Annotated in this window: 16 protein-coding genes and 1 pseudogene; 4 read left to right on the top strand and 13 right to left on the bottom strand. The window is 33.2% G+C overall.

Annotation, left to right across the window (positions count from 1 at the left end; all coding sequences use genetic code 11):
* The first annotated feature begins 183 nt into the window (after positions 1–183).
* Entirely contained in the window at positions 184–417 is a 234-nt protein-coding gene (locus tag NSQ59_RS11865; RefSeq protein WP_340831366.1) for a hypothetical protein, read from the top strand.
* A gap of 33 nt (positions 418–450) precedes the next feature.
* Here NSQ59_RS11865 and NSQ59_RS11860 read toward each other — a convergent pair whose 3' ends face one another.
* From NSQ59_RS11860 to ku, 8 genes and pseudogenes are all read right to left on the bottom strand, one after another.
* Positions 451–1,179 carry an exonuclease domain-containing protein gene (locus NSQ59_RS11860; RefSeq protein WP_055739535.1) on the bottom strand — a complete coding sequence of 243 codons (729 nt, stop codon included), beginning with the start codon at positions 1,177–1,179 and terminating at the stop codon, positions 451–453.
* 2 nt (positions 1,180–1,181) lie between these two features.
* On the bottom strand, positions 1,182–2,162 hold the full coding sequence (locus NSQ59_RS11855) for a DUF294 nucleotidyltransferase-like domain-containing protein (protein ID WP_340831363.1): 981 nt from the start codon (positions 2,160–2,162) through the stop codon (positions 1,182–1,184).
* A 38-nt stretch (positions 2,163–2,200) separates the two neighbouring features.
* On the bottom strand, positions 2,201–3,463 hold the full coding sequence (locus tag NSQ59_RS11850; protein WP_055739533.1) for an ammonium transporter: 1,263 nt from the start codon (positions 3,461–3,463) through the stop codon (positions 2,201–2,203).
* 215 nt (positions 3,464–3,678) lie between these two features.
* Complete coding sequence (locus NSQ59_RS11845) at positions 3,679–5,637, bottom strand: LTA synthase family protein (RefSeq protein ID WP_340831361.1); 1,959 nt, start codon at positions 5,635–5,637, stop codon at positions 3,679–3,681.
* A 363-nt stretch (positions 5,638–6,000) separates the two neighbouring features.
* Complete coding sequence (locus tag NSQ59_RS11840) at positions 6,001–6,201, bottom strand: cold-shock protein (protein ID WP_055739531.1); 201 nt, start codon at positions 6,199–6,201, stop codon at positions 6,001–6,003.
* A gap of 563 nt (positions 6,202–6,764) precedes the next feature.
* Positions 6,765–6,854, bottom strand: a pseudogene (locus tag NSQ59_RS11835) (YjcZ family sporulation protein); the annotation flags it as partial.
* A 152-nt stretch (positions 6,855–7,006) separates the two neighbouring features.
* Positions 7,007–7,654 carry a phosphatase PAP2 family protein gene (locus NSQ59_RS11830; RefSeq protein WP_055739530.1) on the bottom strand — a complete coding sequence of 216 codons (648 nt, stop codon included), beginning with the start codon at positions 7,652–7,654 and terminating at the stop codon, positions 7,007–7,009.
* A gap of 197 nt (positions 7,655–7,851) precedes the next feature.
* Positions 7,852–8,685, bottom strand: coding sequence for a non-homologous end joining protein Ku (gene ku / locus NSQ59_RS11825; RefSeq protein ID WP_340831357.1), 834 nt, complete (start codon positions 8,683–8,685; stop codon positions 7,852–7,854).
* A gap of 121 nt (positions 8,686–8,806) precedes the next feature.
* On the opposite strand from ku, the gene NSQ59_RS11820 reads away from it, so the two are divergent.
* Complete coding sequence (locus NSQ59_RS11820) at positions 8,807–10,636, top strand: DNA ligase D (protein WP_340831336.1); 1,830 nt, start codon at positions 8,807–8,809, stop codon at positions 10,634–10,636.
* 243 nt (positions 10,637–10,879) lie between these two features.
* Here the strand turns inward: NSQ59_RS11820 and dapF are convergent, their stop codons facing one another.
* From dapF to NSQ59_RS11795, 5 genes are all read right to left on the bottom strand, one after another.
* Positions 10,880–11,866: a diaminopimelate epimerase gene (gene dapF, locus NSQ59_RS11815; RefSeq protein ID WP_055741208.1), complete on the bottom strand. Its 987-nt coding sequence runs from the start codon at positions 11,864–11,866 to the stop codon at positions 10,880–10,882.
* A gap of 110 nt (positions 11,867–11,976) precedes the next feature.
* Complete coding sequence (locus tag NSQ59_RS11810) at positions 11,977–13,218, bottom strand: EAL and HDOD domain-containing protein (protein WP_340831332.1); 1,242 nt, start codon at positions 13,216–13,218, stop codon at positions 11,977–11,979.
* Between the two features lie 290 nt (positions 13,219–13,508).
* Positions 13,509–13,835, bottom strand: coding sequence for a four-helix bundle copper-binding protein (locus NSQ59_RS11805; protein WP_340831330.1), 327 nt, complete (start codon positions 13,833–13,835; stop codon positions 13,509–13,511).
* A gap of 81 nt (positions 13,836–13,916) precedes the next feature.
* A complete protein-coding gene (locus NSQ59_RS11800; protein ID WP_055739525.1) occupies positions 13,917–14,687 on the bottom strand; it encodes a hypothetical protein in 771 nt (256 codons plus the stop codon).
* A 115-nt stretch (positions 14,688–14,802) separates the two neighbouring features.
* The gene (locus NSQ59_RS11795; protein WP_055739524.1) at positions 14,803–15,126 is read right to left on the bottom strand and encodes a DUF4870 domain-containing protein; all 324 of its coding nucleotides are present in this window, start codon (positions 15,124–15,126) and stop codon (positions 14,803–14,805) included.
* 165 nt (positions 15,127–15,291) lie between these two features.
* Between NSQ59_RS11795 and NSQ59_RS11790 the strand changes: the two genes are divergently transcribed.
* On the top strand, positions 15,292–16,074 hold the full coding sequence (locus NSQ59_RS11790; protein ID WP_055741207.1) for an undecaprenyl-diphosphate phosphatase: 783 nt from the start codon (positions 15,292–15,294) through the stop codon (positions 16,072–16,074).
* 15 nt (positions 16,075–16,089) lie between these two features.
* Positions 16,090–16,698, top strand: a complete 609-nt coding sequence (locus tag NSQ59_RS11785; RefSeq protein ID WP_055739523.1) for a DedA family protein — start codon at positions 16,090–16,092, stop codon at positions 16,696–16,698.
* The last annotated feature ends 169 nt before the right edge of the window (positions 16,699–16,867 follow it).

Genomic DNA, 16,867 nt, shown 5'->3' with positions numbered 1-16,867 from the left:
TTATTTTAACATATATTCGTTTTTCTAAATATATTTTACTTTCTATTTTTTTACTTGTCTAATTGATCTATACTAGATTCATTTATCATTTTTGATCAAAATTCAGCCTTATTAAAAATAATGTGAATAACCTTTACGGTAACGAATATAAATTTTATATAAAATTTACAGAGGAGAAGCCATATGAACCATTTTGAGTTTCATAAAATACAGGAAATTTATGATTTAATAGAAAAAAATATTGAAGAACTAAATTTAGTCAGAAATAGAATTAAAAGAAGTATCAATGATTTGCGCAAAAGCGAGTTTTCTGCGAAAACAAAGGAGCTTGAAAGCCTGCTCCATGACAATGACATAAAATTGATGACTTTAATATTATTAGAGGAGAAAGTGAAAGGAATAATAAGATTGAAATAATCTCCTGGCAACCCTTTAGCACTGTTAAAATGTTTACTGTTTAGAAAGATATTCATAAATGTCACATAAGGTTTTAAATCCTCTTTTTTGAATTTCCTCCATATATAAGCTCCAAAGCTTAGCTGTTAAGATGGCATCTCCTAATGCATGATGCCGGTTTTTTATTTCTATTTTATGAAATAAACAACATTCATCTAATGTCTTTAAGTCTAATTCTGGATATATCACACGGGATAAAAAAGATGTATCCATAATCCTATTGCGAAAAGGTGTCCGAAATAATTTCCAACTTTCATGTTGGAAAAATTTCCTTTCATGGGTAGAATGATGGGCGACAAGAGGTACATCTTGAATAAATGCAAAAAAGTCATGTAGTACTTGCTTTCGTGATGGTGCAAAAATTAAATCAGTTTCCGTTATTCTAGTTAATTTTAAAATATCCTCGGCAATTGGTATATTTGTATTGAGTAATGAATAGTAAGTTTGCTTCTCTAGTATATTGGCTCCCTTCATTTTAATAGCACCAATTGAAAAAATCACATCACCTTTTTCAGGAAAAAATCCTGTAGTTTCAATATCTACTATTGCCACAGTTAGCTCACTAAATGGAATCATTAATTGGTTTTTTGAGTCATCCTTTTCCATTTGCCGAATAAAAGCCTTTTGCTGAAAAGTTTGACCTCCGTGAAAAGCGCTAATAATATTTACATTTATTTTACCTTGAATATCCTTTAGATACTGAATAATGGACTCTAACCCCATTGTTATCCCCTTTTTCTAATTATCCTCTCAACAAATTCATATAGTTTTATAACGTCCTTCATCATTTGTTTGACCATTTTTTTCTCCTCTCGTTTTAAATTTTTCACGTCAATGTAATACCTGGATTCATAAGGAGAATTTTTTGATAATCGAATTTTAATTTCTAACAGCTGTTCGAAATGATGTTTGTTTCTCACTATTTGCCTCATCATCTGTTTGTCTTCCATTAATAAATCCATTCGTTGTAACGTTGATGTACTTATGATGTTATTTTTTATTGACAATAAGCGAATACAATTAATATAAGGCATATAGATAGTCTTTTTCATATCTATTCCTTTCACATTCCCAGACCTAATGTCAAAAATAAATTGACCAAACGGACCTAGACCTTTTGGAAAATGTTGAACATTTTCTAATAATCTAACTAACAATTGGGTATTTTTGTGAATATATTTTTGAACGCTTTGCTTTATATCCTTAAGAAAATCAATCTCTCCAACAATTACTCTAGCATCAAGAAAAATATGCAAATTTCTCAACGTTTCCAAATTTTCCTCTTCGATCCATTCAGAGAGCTGATTATTCCATTCTGTAATTGACTTACACCACTTAATATTAGAGCTCATCACAAACCCGTGACAATACGGATAACCTAATTGATTCATTCCATCAGCAATTTCTTTCCCTAAACACAAAAAATAATCCTTATTTACTTCATTATTCCATTCATAAATAATTCCATGATCTTGATCAGTTATAAGCCCTTGTTCAGAACGACCAGCACTTCCCATTACAAACCATGCAAAGCGACAAGGCAGCTCCCCTTTCACTGCCTTAATACGCTTGCAAGCTATTTTTAATATTTCCCTCATTATTGCATCATGAAAATTATTTATTGTAGATATGTCAGATGAATAATTTAATATATTTTCATTCTTCCATGTTATTAATTCATTATAAGAACAAAACACCTTATCCATAGACAATCCACCTTTTTCATAAAATATACTGGAAATACTTATGAGCTGATTTTCTTATTCCCTAAAAATTGTTCAGGATAACCATAAGTCCCGTGTTCGCTTACATCCAAACCGATAATTTCCTCTTCTTCCGACACTCTGAGTCCCTTCATCGCTTTTTTCATTATAAACAGAATGGAAAAAGAAACGATAAATGCGTAAAGCCCAGAAACAAAGACTCCCATAAACTGTACTCCTAATTGATGAAAGCCGCCTCCGTAAAATAAACCTGGCGAACCTACTGTCGCTAATTTTTTTGTTGCAAAAAAACCTGTTGATAATGTACCCCAAACACCTGCAGTTCCATGAACAGATAATGCAGAAATCGGATCGTCAATACGAAGCTTTTCAAAAAATCTCATACTATAGAAAACTAGTATACCTGCTATAAATCCTATTACTACTGCTGCCCAAGTTGTAACAAATGCACATGAAGCTGTAATAGCAACCAGGCCAGCTAAGGCACCATTTAAAATAACTGTTACGTCTGATTTTCCAAGTACACACCAGGAAATGATAAGGGCAGCCATTGCTCCTGCAGCTGCTGCGAGATTGGTGTTAAGTGCAACATATCCAAAGAAGCCTCCATCAACACTCAATGTACTACCAGCATTAAATCCAAACCACCCAACCCAAAGAAGTAACACAGAAAGTGCAGTATATACTTGATTATGACCATAAATATTATTGGGTGAGCCATCTTTATTGAATTTTCCAATTCGCGGTTTTAACAAAATAGTTGCAGCTAAAGCAGCCATTGCTCCTGTTAAATGAACAACGGTTGATCCGGCAAAATCTTGCTTTCCATGTTCCGCCAACCAGCCTCCACCCCATATCCAGTGAGCTATAACAGGATATACAAATATAGAGAAGAATATGGAGAAAACGACATATGTTGATAATTTAGCTCTTTCAGCAAATCCTCCAAATGCAATAGTTAATGCAATGGTGGCAAATGCAAGTTGGAACATAAAAAACACGGATGTAGATAGGTTCATTCCATTTATTTCATACCCTGAATAAAAGAAATGAGAAAGTCCAATAAAAAAATTTGCATGATTACCAAAAATAAAAGCAAAGCCCACCGCCCAAAAAACCAATGAGCCAATTCCGAAAGTAAAGATTGTTTTACCGGCAATATGACCGGCATTTTTCATTCGAGTGGATCCAGCCTCCAGTAATATGAACCCGCCTTGCATAAGAATCACTAAAATTGCTCCTAGAATAACCCAAATACTGTTCATCAAAGTCAATGTACTCATCATGATCCTCCTTTGATATTTTTTATACCTCGACATGTAAACTTTTCTTACATTTAATAAAATTTTATCTTGTTAAAGTTATTTGTCAATATGTTTTTTAAAAATTTTCAAAAACTATGTAAGGATTTCTTACATAGTTTTTTGTGTTATCTTTAATGAAATATCTTCCAAAAAATAAAAAAAGGATGTTCCTTTAAGAACATCCTCTCGACTTACTATTTATTAACTGATTTAGAATTATTATTTATGCTTTGATCCGTTGAATAGTCATAATCATCCCGATTTACTGGTGTAAAACCATTTGGTGTATAAAAGCGAAGCAAATCATCATATACAACTTTATCTGATAGGCTTAACATCGTCTTAGCCTCTTTGTCACTCTCCTGACATTTGCTGCTTTCTACTTCCGCACCATCTGGATTACTATAGCACTTATTACCTACTTGGGTATATTCATTTGATACAAAGTCTCCATTACGGAATGGAATTAGTTGATGATGCTTTTCTGACAATAAATCCGATCCGAACGAAATATAATCTTTCGTATTAATTCCGAGCAAATGCATAACAGTTGGTCGAACATCTACTTCACCGCCATAAGTGTGATCGATATGACCTTTTACACCTGGTACATGAATGAATAATGGTACTCGCTGAAGTTGCGCATAATCATATGGAGTTATCTCTTTACCCATTACATTCGCCATTGCTTTATTGTGATTTTCTGAAATCCCATAATGATCTCCGTATAATACGATTACAGTATGGTCATATAGACCAGATGATTTTAATTCATTGAAAAATTGCTCTAGTGCCTGATCTAAATAATGGGCTGTTTGAAAATAATTATCGACATATTTATCACCGAAATTCCCCTTAGGAAAATCAGATCCTTCCCTCAGTTCAAAAGGAAAATGATTGGATAAGGTGATAAACTTTGTATAAAATGGTTGAGGAAGACTTGTTAAATATGGCATCGATTCGCTGAAATACGGTTTATCCTCCATGCCGTAATTAATCGTGTTTTCTTCACTCATGTCATAATAATTTGCATCAAAAAACTTTTGGTAACCTAAAGATTTATACATTTCATCGCGGTTCCAAAAGGTTTTATAATTCCCGTGAAATACCGCAGTAGTATATCCTAATTGATCAAAAATCGCAGGAGCTGCTTGGTACGTATTTTGCGCTTTTGTCGTAAATACTGCACCTTTTGGTAATGGATAGAGCGAATTTTCCATCATAAATTCCGCATCAGATGTCTTTCCCTGACCAGTTTGGTGGAAAAAGTTATCAAAATAAAACGTATTCGGATCATGTGTTAATTTGTTTAAAAATGGTGTAACCTCTTGACCATTAACCTTATAATTAATGACAAAGTTCTGAAGAGATTCCATGGATACATAAATCACATTCATCCCTTTTGCTACACCGAAGTACTTTGGATTCGGATCCGTATAATTCGCTTTTACATAATTTTGAACATCCACTATATCACTACTATCAGCAAATGCCCTCTGTGCTGATGATTTAGTTGTTTGAATCGCATCATAGATCGTGTAATTATATGCACCAAGATATTTAACAATATAGTTTCTATCGAAAGTCCGCGTTAAAAGTTCTGGCCGATCAGCTTCTGCAAGACCCAAATTCACGATAAAAAAAGCTACTGCAGCTGCGAAAAATCCATATATTGTTCTTCGATTGATTTTCTCATATGAGATTTTTACAGATTTAAACACTACTAAAAGAATAATAATGAAAGTATCCACAAAATACAAGATATCATGAGGTTTCATTAATGCGAGAGCACTTCCGCCCAAATCACCAAAGTTTTTGGTTTGATGGGTTATAACATCGATTGTAATAAAATCATTAAAGAATCGATAATAACAAACATTCGCATATAGCAATATCGAAAGTAATAAGTTGATGATGATTAAACTTATATAACGAATTCGACCTTTAAAAAACAACGAAATTGCAAAAAAGAATAGTGCGGAACTAATTGGATTAAAAAATAGCAAAAATTGCTGCATCCCATTTTGCAAATCTAAGTTAAATTCAGTCTTATACACTATATATGTCTTAAACCAAAAAAGTACAGTAGCAATAAAAAGCAAAGAAAACTTTTTATTTAATAAACTACGAACTTTTAAGCTAACATGTTGCATTACTATAAACCTCCTAATCGCCTTTACGATGATTTTAAGGTTGTAAATATAAATATACTATTTTACTTCAACCATTTTAATACTTTATAAAAAAAAATCAAGTGCTTTTATGAAAATAGTATATCTATCCCATTTCTGTTATTCCCGAAAACAATCAAATTTAAACATGTTTGCGGAATCTTTTGCAAATATTTTTAAAAATTTATCACTATTTAATAGGCTTTTTCCTTAAACTTTGTTGTTTAATCAAATTCCTATAAGAAAGGATGTTCGTATTTAAATCAATTACGAAATAAAATTGCAGGAAAACAGCCTTTTGAAATAAAAAAGCTGCCAATACTGGCAGCTTTTTTATTTCAAAAATTAAAGTTTTACTACGTTATCAGCTTGTGGTCCGCGTTGTCCTTCAACGATATTGAATTCTACACGTTGACCTTCTTCTAAAGTTTTGAAACCTTCGCCAGTGATTGCACTGAAATGTACGAATACGTCGTTTCCGCCTTCTACTTCAATGAATCCAAATCCTTTTTCGCTGTTAAACCATTTTACTGTACCTTGTGTCATGTATAGACAACCTCCAAAAATTTTTTAATATGTTACTCATATTTACGCAGTAAATAAAAATTCACATATTATAAAGAGTATCCACACCAAAAAAAGTAGTTACTCTTTATAACATGTGAATCCATAACTCCATAATTCAGATCGAACAAAAAATTTAAACTATATATAAAACGAGGTATCTCATTTATTATCAGTAAAACTAAATAGATGTTTTCCAAAACAACGAAAGCCCTACCTCTCTTTCGTCCTTGCGACTCCGCCGATCGCGCCAGCTGAATTGTATATTATCTAAAAGCGGAAAAGGAAAAAAAATTAGCAATAACTGAAAACTTATAATTTCTTACTTATAATATAACATTTCACGCTAAAATGCAAGAAAAAAACCGAAAATCCATGTTTAACAACATAAACCCTATGCCGAATTTTTCAATCAAAATAGCATCTACCCGAGGACAGATGCCTATTTTGTATAATTGATTTTCTAAATTTATTTCGGGGGCATATTTATAATTTTACCAAAAACCACCGTATCCCCCGTAACCATATCCACCATATCCTCCACCAATGTATGCTGCGCCTACAATGATAAGAAGAATAAATAATACTACGATAAACGCGAATCCTCCAGCATATCCACCTACTGCGCCATCCATAGAATTACCTCCTTTTTTATAGTCACTTATACAGTATTCAAAAGGAGGTTGTTTGTCGTGTAAAATAACTAAATTGGGCTATAATGTACCATAGCCTATTCAAAATATTTGAAGCTAGCATTTTTCTGTTCTTTACAGATAAACACAAGAGTTTACTTTTTCCCTCTTCCTTCAAAATAAGTAAATGCGATCATGCAAATTAATATCCAAAATGCACCAGCCAAGTATCCACCAAGTACATCGCTTGGGTAATGAACTCCAAGATAAATGCGACTTATTCCGATTATAAAAACAAGCACAACACCAACTACCACGCCGAGAATTTTCGCCCACATTCGGTTATATGCTTTAAAAAGGATAAATGCTAAACTTCCATATAAAATCATAGAACCCATTGAATGTCCGCTTGGAAAACTATAGCCGCTTTCAGCGATAATAGGTTGAATATCTGGACGTGCCCGTTTAAAAATCAATTTTAAGATTTGATTAAATCCTCCTGCACCTAATGCAACTGTTATTGCTAGGTACATACCTAATAATCGGTGGCGGGTTATGTAAAGACAAACACAAACAATAAAAGTAATAAGTGCTACTCCTTTTACAGAGCCAAAAAAAGTTATCCATAACATTATAGTTGTTAATCGGTCGGAAATATGTCCTTGTACTAAGTCAATTATTCTTCGATCAAAGTGACGAATTTGCGTTCCATCAAAATTATTCGCTATTTCCAAAAACGTCCAAGAAAAAATAACTAATAGTATACAGAGAAAAACTCCTAAATAAATTTTTCGTTTTTTCATTCTTCCACCTCTAATTTACATCCTAACATAATAAGACAAAAAGACAATTCTAATAATGAACTGTCTTTTAATTTGGCTCATTTCTTAAACAATGTTGCTTTTGGAGATTAAAAAAACACCACGAAACTAAAAATAATTCGAATTTATTACAATTTACGAAAAGAAACAATCTATTCGAAAACAGTCTTCACTATTTTTTACTGTGCTTTTTTCGTTCTTGTTGCTTTCTTTTTTGGCTTAGGTTTTTCTTCTGTTTTCATTTTTGTTTTATCTATGGATGCTTGAAGTGCTGCCATTAAATCTGTAACATTTGCCGCTTGTTTTTTCTCTTTTGGTGTAACAAGCTCTTTTCCAGTTCTTTTTGATTCGATTAATTCCATTAACTTTGATCTGTATTCATCTGTATATTTTTCCGGTTCGAAAGTTGTAGTCAACTGATCGATGAGGAGAATGGCAGTATCAATTTCTTTTTTTGAAACTTGGTCCTCAGCTGGAACATTTGGAACATCTGCAGCATTTCTTACCTCATCAGGAAAATGAATGGTTTCCATTAATAAAGTGTTTTCTAAAACACGTATGACAGCTAATTGCTCCTTAGACCTCATCACTATTTTAGCAAGTCCGGCCTTTTTTGATTCAATAAGTGCCTTGCGAAGAAGACCATATGCCTTTACCCCCCCCTCGTTTGGGGACATATAGTAGCTTCGATCGTAGTAAATCGGATCTATCTCTTCCATTTTAATAAAATCAATAATTTCTACCGCTTTTTCTTCTGTCGTACGTTTTAGTTCATTCAATTCTTCTTCCTCTAAAATCACAAATTTCCCTTTCGCTATTTCATAGCCTTTTACAATATCCCCTATCGATAATTCCTCTTCACACACCGGACACATTTTTTCATATTTGATCGGGGTGTGGCATTTTTTATGAAGGGATCTTAATTTAATATCTTTATCTTCCGTTGCTGCATGTAATTTTATTGGGATATTTACAAGCCCGAAACTAATACTTCCTTTCCAAATCGTATGCATTGAACTCCCTCCCTTTTTCTTCTTACTTTTAATGTTCGTTCAACAAATAATTTCATTCCCTAAAAGTTTTGGAAAAAACCTTGTAAACAGGGAATACTACCTCTAAAGGAGGATAAATGCTTTGAAACCAATGCTGCCAACCTTAAAGTCCACTCTTCCGGAAAATAGGAATTGGGTTTATGAAATAAAATATGATGGATTTCGTGCCATTTTGGAGTGGGATGAAAAGAATATGTATCTGTGGAGCCGGAATGAACTGGATCTATTACCGCAATTTCCTGAAATAAAGGAATTTCTTCTTTCTCATAAAGAAACAATTAAAGATTATTTTCCCTTAATATTAGATGGAGAATTAGTCATATTGGAAAATCAAAATAAAGCAAATTTTGGACAATTACAAATTCGTGGACGAATGCGTTCAAAAGAAAGAATTATGGAAAGAGGAAAATCAAGACCCGCTCGCTACTTGGTTTTTGATCTTTTAAAAATGAATGGAAAGAATATGAGAATCAAACCCCTTGAAGAAAGAAAAAAAACACTTCAAGCTTTATTCGAACATTTGAATTTCCCGCTCTATCCATCAAATGGAGATCCCAATTTAATGCAATTTGTTCCATACGATAAAAATGTAAGGAAAATTTCAGATAAGGCATTTACGTTTGACAGTGAAGGGGTTGTGGCAAAAATACTGGAAAGCAAATGGGAAGCTGGGAAAAGAACGGAAAGTTGGGTAAAAATCAAAAATTGGAAAAAAGTCAGCTGTTTTATCACTGCATATGACAGCAATAATGGTTATTATCATATCGGAGTCTATAACGAGAACAAAATCATTCCTTTAGGTTTATTCTTATTTAGTATATCTCCAGACCAAAAGCAAGCACTTAACCAGGTTATAAAAGAAAATGCCTATGAGAATACAAAGGGATTGTTAAAAATCCGTCCGTCTATTTGCATTGATGTCCATTATTTAGAATGGTATGAAGAAAGCTTAAGAGAACCTCATTTCCATCAATTTCGTCTTGACCTTACTCCAGAGGACTGTACATATGAACAATTCGTTTTGAATGGAATCGCTATTCCGGAAGAAATACAAATAACACATCCAGACAAACCACTCTGGAAAGACAGAATTTTTAAATTGGATTTTGTTCGCTACATGAGGAAAATCTCACCCTTTATGCTGCCCTTTTTAAAAAATCGTACTTTAACTGTCATACGGTTTCCGCACGGAATTTCTGAAGAGCCTTTTTATCAAAAAAATTGTCCTGATTATGCACCGTCTTTCATTGAAACATTTCGCCAAGAAGGGATTGAATATATAGTTTGTAATGATTTAAAAACATTAATGTGGCTAGCAAATCAATTAGCAATTGAATATCATATACCTTTTCACGTTAATAAAAGCAAATTTGTCAGCGAAATTGTTTTTGACCTGGACCCTCCTTCACGTAATGAGTTTCATTTAGCTGTAAAAGCCGCTCTTATGATGAAGGAAATATTTGACCAATTAAAATTAATAAGTTTTGTGAAAACTTCAGGGAATAAAGGCTTGCAGATTTATATTCCACTTCAAGAGGAAACCTACACTTGGGAAGATACCCGTTCATTTACTGAATTTATAGCACAGTTTTTAATTACAAAGGAACCAAATTTATTTACGATTGAACGATTAAAAAAACATCGAAACAATCGATTGTATATTGATTTTGTCCAGCATGCTGAAGGAAAAACAATTATCTCACCTTATTCGATGCGCGGAAATAAAGAAGCGTTAGTAGCAACCCCGCTATATTGGGGGGAATTGCATGAAGGATTGAATCCTGAGGATTTTACGATGGAAAGTGTGTTGAAACGTTTAAATGAAATAGAATGTCCATTTTCCTCCTATTTTAGATCGAAGAATATTCAACCATTTGAGCCTGTTTTACAATTCTTAAAGAATACTCACTAAGAAAAGCGGAAGCGCCTTGCTCATCGGCGTACGGATTTCGTAGTCGCAGGCTCGAGATAAAGGAAACACAGTGAGGTAGTTCACGAACTGATGTTGACTTATCGTAGGGAGGAGACGGAGAAATCCGCTAGCCGATGGCTGCTTGCGCTAGACAAGATTAAACTTGTTAAATTATTTATATGTTGAAAAATTTTATGCTTTCCTATCCTTTAAAATAACCGGCAGAAATTTCTGCCGGTTGTATTATATTAATATTTCCTGATTGATTACTTCTTTCACGTATGCTTCTAATTGCTCATATTCTTTTTGCTCTGGTAAATCGTATTTTTGAACTATCGTGAAGCTTTCGGGTTTTTTAATTTCTACACTAATTTCTGCATCATATAAATAGGTTGCATTTCCGATTAAATCAATTTTATACTCTCCATTATAATCATGAACCACACAGCGAACCTTACCACCGTTTGTATATACTTCAATTCCATCTTCAAAGCTATTTAATTTAAGCAGACATGAAATTAAGGAGGAAGCAGACATCGCAGTACCGCATGCATTTGTAAAACCTACACCGCGCTCAAAGGTGCGAACATAAATTTTCCCTTCTTGAATGAATTTTACAAAGCTTACATTTACTCCGTCCGGGAATAAATCATTTGGTCCATTTACATATTCTGCTATGTTTTTTTGGATGTTGGACCTAATCGTATCCGAATCTACATAACTAATAAGATGTGGATTTGGAACGGCAACAGCAGAAAACAATAGCTCCTCAGAGAGTTCAGGAACTTTGTCGTTAAACAGTGTTTCTCTTGCTAGATTCATTGGAAGCTGGTCTAACTGAAATAGAACCGGAGAAATTTCAACCTGATAGGTTGGAATTTGATTGAAAATGGATTCAGCTTTTTTAACTTGTAAATTAGCTTTTAAGGTTTCGACCACTATTTCATCCTTTTGTAAAAGCTCACAGAGGTAGCGTCCTGCGCAACGCAATCCATTCCCGCACATGGAAGCCTCCGATCCATCTGCATTAAAAATCCTCATTTTTGCATCAGCCACATCACTTTCCATCACAAAAAGGATTCCATCTGCACCTAAAGCGGAATTTCGGTCGCAAAGTGCCAGAGCAAGATTTTCTCGATCAAGGTCTGAAAACGAGAATGAATTTGTTATTTCATCAATCAATATAAAATCATTATTTGAACCATGGCATTTTTTTAGTTGAATATTCACCATTGAAACCTCCAGTTTGTTTCCATTAGCAAACTACTTTTATTTAGAATTTCTAATTTAATATTACATTGCCACAAACATATTCTATTATCAATAATAATACAACAAAATTAAGCCGTTAAGTCTTCCGCTAAAACTAATTCCGTCCAGTTACATGCATCTTTGTAAATAGAAATTAGTGCATGCTGTGTTAAGCCAAGCGCGTTTGATATATCATCTGCTTTATCCCAGTGAGCCTTTTCTATTGCAACAGTCAAATTTAAGACATTGCGCATATGATTCTCTTTTCCGTTTAATGCAGCATAGAGTTCATCACCGAGAGACAACTTTTTTAGTATATTTTCCATTGGAATAGATAATATAGCGTCCATTAAAGACAGCATTCCTACTAAAAAATAACTCGGAGCAGGTAATTGGTTGGCTAGCTTTAATGCAATCATTTCACACATTTTTGCTCTTGTTAAGCATAATCGCAAGAGTTCTTCTGGCATATGCTTTCGGTAACCGGTATTTTCTCTAATGGCTAAGACATAAATCCATCTTTTAATTTCAATTAACCCTAGCAAAACAATGGCCTGGCGTATTGAATGTATTTTATGTTTCGGCCTGTAGGCAGGTGAATTAATAAGCTTTAATAGTTTGTAAGATAAAGACAAATCCTGTTCTATTAATTTTGCTATTTGGTCAATGCTTGGGTCAGTAGCCGATAAATAATTAATAATTTGAAAATAGGAACTAAAAGAAGCAGGTACATCCTGTGTTGAAACAATGACAGGCTTACTAAAAAAGTAACCTTGAAAATAGCTGTAATTTTTTGTTTTTGCTTCCTCAAACTGTTCTCTTGTCTCGACTTTTTCTGCCAACAATTCAATGTGCAAAGATTTTACCACTTTTTCTAAAGTTCTCCTTAATGCCGGAGAAGTATTCAGATAATCAATTTTTACAATATCTACATACTCTAATACTTGTTTCACATACGGGTTATGATGTTGAAAAATAAAATCATCAAGGGCAATTTTATATCCAAAGCTCTTCAACTCTTTACATATTTCAAGCAACTCATGTGTGAAGGAAACGTTTTCAAGTATTTCAACAACAATTTCTTGTGGTCGAAAATAAGTTGGAACTTTTTGCTTCAATAGATTTTCCGTAAAATTAATAAAACATGGTAAACCGCAAGATAAATCATCAATTCCTATATTTAGAAAACTATTAATAATAACGTCGGCTGTTGCCTGATCTCCGTTAATGTTAAGAAATTCATTAATATTATTTTGACGATATAGAAGTTCGTATCCACAAACATCCTCTTTTTGATTAAATATTGGTTGCCTAGCAACAAAAACTTCCATTATTTCGCTCCTTACTTACCATCTAACCTATATTTCTATTATTTAGATTACCAAATGAATAGTTCAAAAGTCTATAGCTGGAATAGCTTACCTAACATGTAAAAAAAGGCAAAAAAAGAGCAATCGCATGGATTACTCTTATCATCAAACTTATATACACTGTAAAATAAAGTAACCGGAATATTAATGTCACTTAAATCCCCAAGTGCAATAAAAGAAGTGCCCCCTGTTATAAGCCACAGGATTTAATCATAATGGACTCTTCTGATTTTTACAATAATACTTTCTCTTCAAGCAGTTAATTTCCTGCATTCTTCTGCACACTGGAAGCAGATGTCCGCGCATTTTTGACAATGCTCATGATCATGTTTTTTGCATTCATATCCGCAAGCTTCACAAACCGTCGCACAGATGCTTACAATCTCTTTCACAAAAGCACTGCTTCTTTGCATTGAGGCAATTGCTAAACTGCAAAAATCCGCACACTCTCTATCCAATTCAATACATTTCGTCATTTTTTCAGGATGTTCTTCCTTCAAACATGCATGGAAACAAATATTACAAGCTTCAAGGCATGTAAAACACGCTTCTAAACAGGCTTTATAATTTGCGTTCATAATAAGACCCTCCATCTACAGTTTAATATATGAAATATTATGGAACGCTCTCGATTATTTCATACGCAATTTACCATATTGTTAATTGAATTGGTTAACAAATAGAAAGATGAGCAACCCATAAATAATAAATTGTTCAGCTTCGCTCACCTCATTTTTAAATGTAAGAATTGGCGTATTGGAGGAGAAATATTTCTGCCATTTTATTGGCATCCACCCATTTTGAATCGTTGCTATGTTTTTATTGTTTTTTGTCACTTCTATCTTATGTGTCGTTAAATGGATAAATAACATGTCATTACCGGCTTCAAACGTCATCATTTTCCTTTTTCTCTCTTGTAGTTTAATGATAAAAAGCTGATTGCTTGGTGTAGTTATTTCAACCTGCCCATTATGCTGGGAAACATTCATATTTACTAATACCGTTCCATCTCTCTTTTTTAATTGATAACTTAGAGATTCTCTTCTTCTTATCCTAATTGGCAAAAACCATTTCCAAGGTTCCATTCCTTCATCCCTTAATTCATACTCACATATTCCATTACTATTGAAAAACTTTATAAATAAACTTGGCGCAGGCAGAAACATCATCATTAGTTCTTTCGAATTTTCATTACGTATTTGTTTGTCAGATGTAATATACTTAAGGCTGCCTTCTCTAAAATTAAAATATAAATATTTAACAAAAAAATAAATTAATATAATCATCACTATAATAAAAATAATTTTTAATATAAACGGAAATCCCACCGCGTTGAATAAAAATAAACATCCTATTAAAAAAAAGCCTACTAGGATAATTTGATTTAAATAGATTCTGGACATAACGGTATAGTATTCTTTAATATTCATGTCTATTCACCCTATTTGTAGATTCATTCTATTATATGTTTGTTTCTATTTTTTCATGATTCCCAATTGTAATAAAAAAAGATAGAAAAAAATCCTCTTGTAACAGAGGATTTTTCTATCTTAAAAACCGTATAACGAGCGGTATTTGATATCGCTCTCCTTCATATGCTTTTACCGCTGCAAGAATAGTGAAGATAAACACCAAAATACCAATGATACCGAGTAATATACCTCCGATTAAAATGATTATGAGTATCCCGCTAATAAGACTATAAATAAAATAAGAAATAAGAAAGTTGAAATATTCCTTACCGTGATAATCAACGAAAGATGATTCATCTTTTTTGAGAAGCCAAATAATTAATGGCCCAATAAAAACAGTAAAAAAACTTGAAACATAAATCAATGTTGCCAGAAGCCTTTCATCCTTTGATGGCATTTCGATTCCCCCTGATTGAATAATCTCTATAGCATATACGAAGAGGAAGGAAAAAAGATACATCTTTTTTAACTTTTCTTTTTTTGGACATCCTCTAACATGTTTTGCATATCATTTAATATGTTGTTCATTTAGGAAATTTTTTATTGAAGGAGTTTGGATATGCTGTCAAATATACAAGCGTTTATTTTAGGAATCATTCAAGGGCTTACAGAGTTTCTGCCGATTTCAAGTACTGGTCATTTATTTCTTGGAAGGCACTTATTTGGATTGGATGAAGCAGGTTTGTTTCTTGATACAATGCTACATGTTGGCACCTTATTGGCAGTTCTGGTTGTTTATAAAGATGATCTCATTCATATTATAAGAAATCCATTTGGCAAACTGACCAAAATCATGTTTATTGGGACAATTCCGGCAGTGTTTGCAGGTTTTTTATTTAAAGATTTTTTTGATTCCATTTCAAAGTCAGGTAGCACAATCGGATGGGAGTTTTTAGCGACTGGATGTATTTTATGGTGGGCGGAAAGCGCCAAGAGACACGGCCATAAAAAACTTGAAGAAATCCGCTATTCAGATGCACTGGTAATCGGAACATTTCAAGCTGCTGCTATTTTCCCCGCACTTTCCCGATCAGGATTAACGATTGCCGCAGGGCTTTTACGTAAATTAGATAGAGAGACAGCTGCTTATTTTTCATTCCTATTATCGATTCCTGCAATACTTGGAGGAATTATTCTGCAAGGAAAAGATTTATTCACAGGACAGGCGGAAAACATTTCATTCATGAGTCTTCTGATTGGAACCATCGCATCTGCTTTGTTCGGATATTTTGCAATTGTTGGAATGATAAACTTTCTTAAAAAGAAATCTCTTAAAATATTTGCTTATTATGTTTGGTTTTTAGGCTTAGGGATCATTACATTGCAAACTATTGGAATATTTTAGCGGAGTTGAAAATAAATGAGTCATGAATGGATTGTAAATGCATTAGAACATTTAGGTAATCTTGGGTTCATTGGTATTGCACTTGCCTTAATGATTGAAATCATCCCGAGTGAAATTGTACTGGCATATGGAGGATTTTTAATTGCAAATGGGGAGATTTCCTTTATCAGTGCCACAATTGCAGGAATTCTTGGGGGAACAATGGCACAGGTATTTTTATATTGGCTTGGATACTATGGAGGCAGGCCATTCTTTGAAAAGTTCGGAAAGTTTCTATTGATAAAGAAAAAGCATCTAGATGCTTCGGAAAAATGGTTTCGAAATTATGGAACAATTGTTATTTTCACAGCAAGATTTATCCCTATAGTTCGACATGCCATTTCAATACCAGCTGGAATTGCAAAAATGAAATTTTCCCAATTTGTGTTATACACGACTACCGCTATGCTTCCGTGGACCCTCCTTTTTTTACTGCTGGGTATTCAATTAAATAATCATTGGGAATTAATCAGCAGTGTGGCAGGCAAATATATTAGACCGATTATTGTTATTGCCATCCTTAGCTTGAGTATATATTTTATCGTGCATTATGTAAAAAACAAAAAAAACAATTGTCGAACTTAGTAATAATTGGTCATAAAATATTAATATTTATCCTATTTTCAATTGGCGATTTTTATTGTAATATACAAAAAGGAAAAGAAAACTTATTCACTTTAAACAACCATTTGGTCTGTCAAAAGGAGTTTTTATCAAACATTTTACTTAGAGGTTAATCCTCAAGACAACTTAC

It is taken from the genome of Margalitia sp. FSL K6-0131 (assembly GCF_038008735.1).
Lineage (GTDB): Bacteria > Bacillota > Bacilli > Bacillales > Bacillaceae_C > Margalitia > Margalitia shackletonii.
Note: the sequence above shows the minus strand (reverse complement) of the source record. Positions and strands in the feature narration are given on the sequence as shown.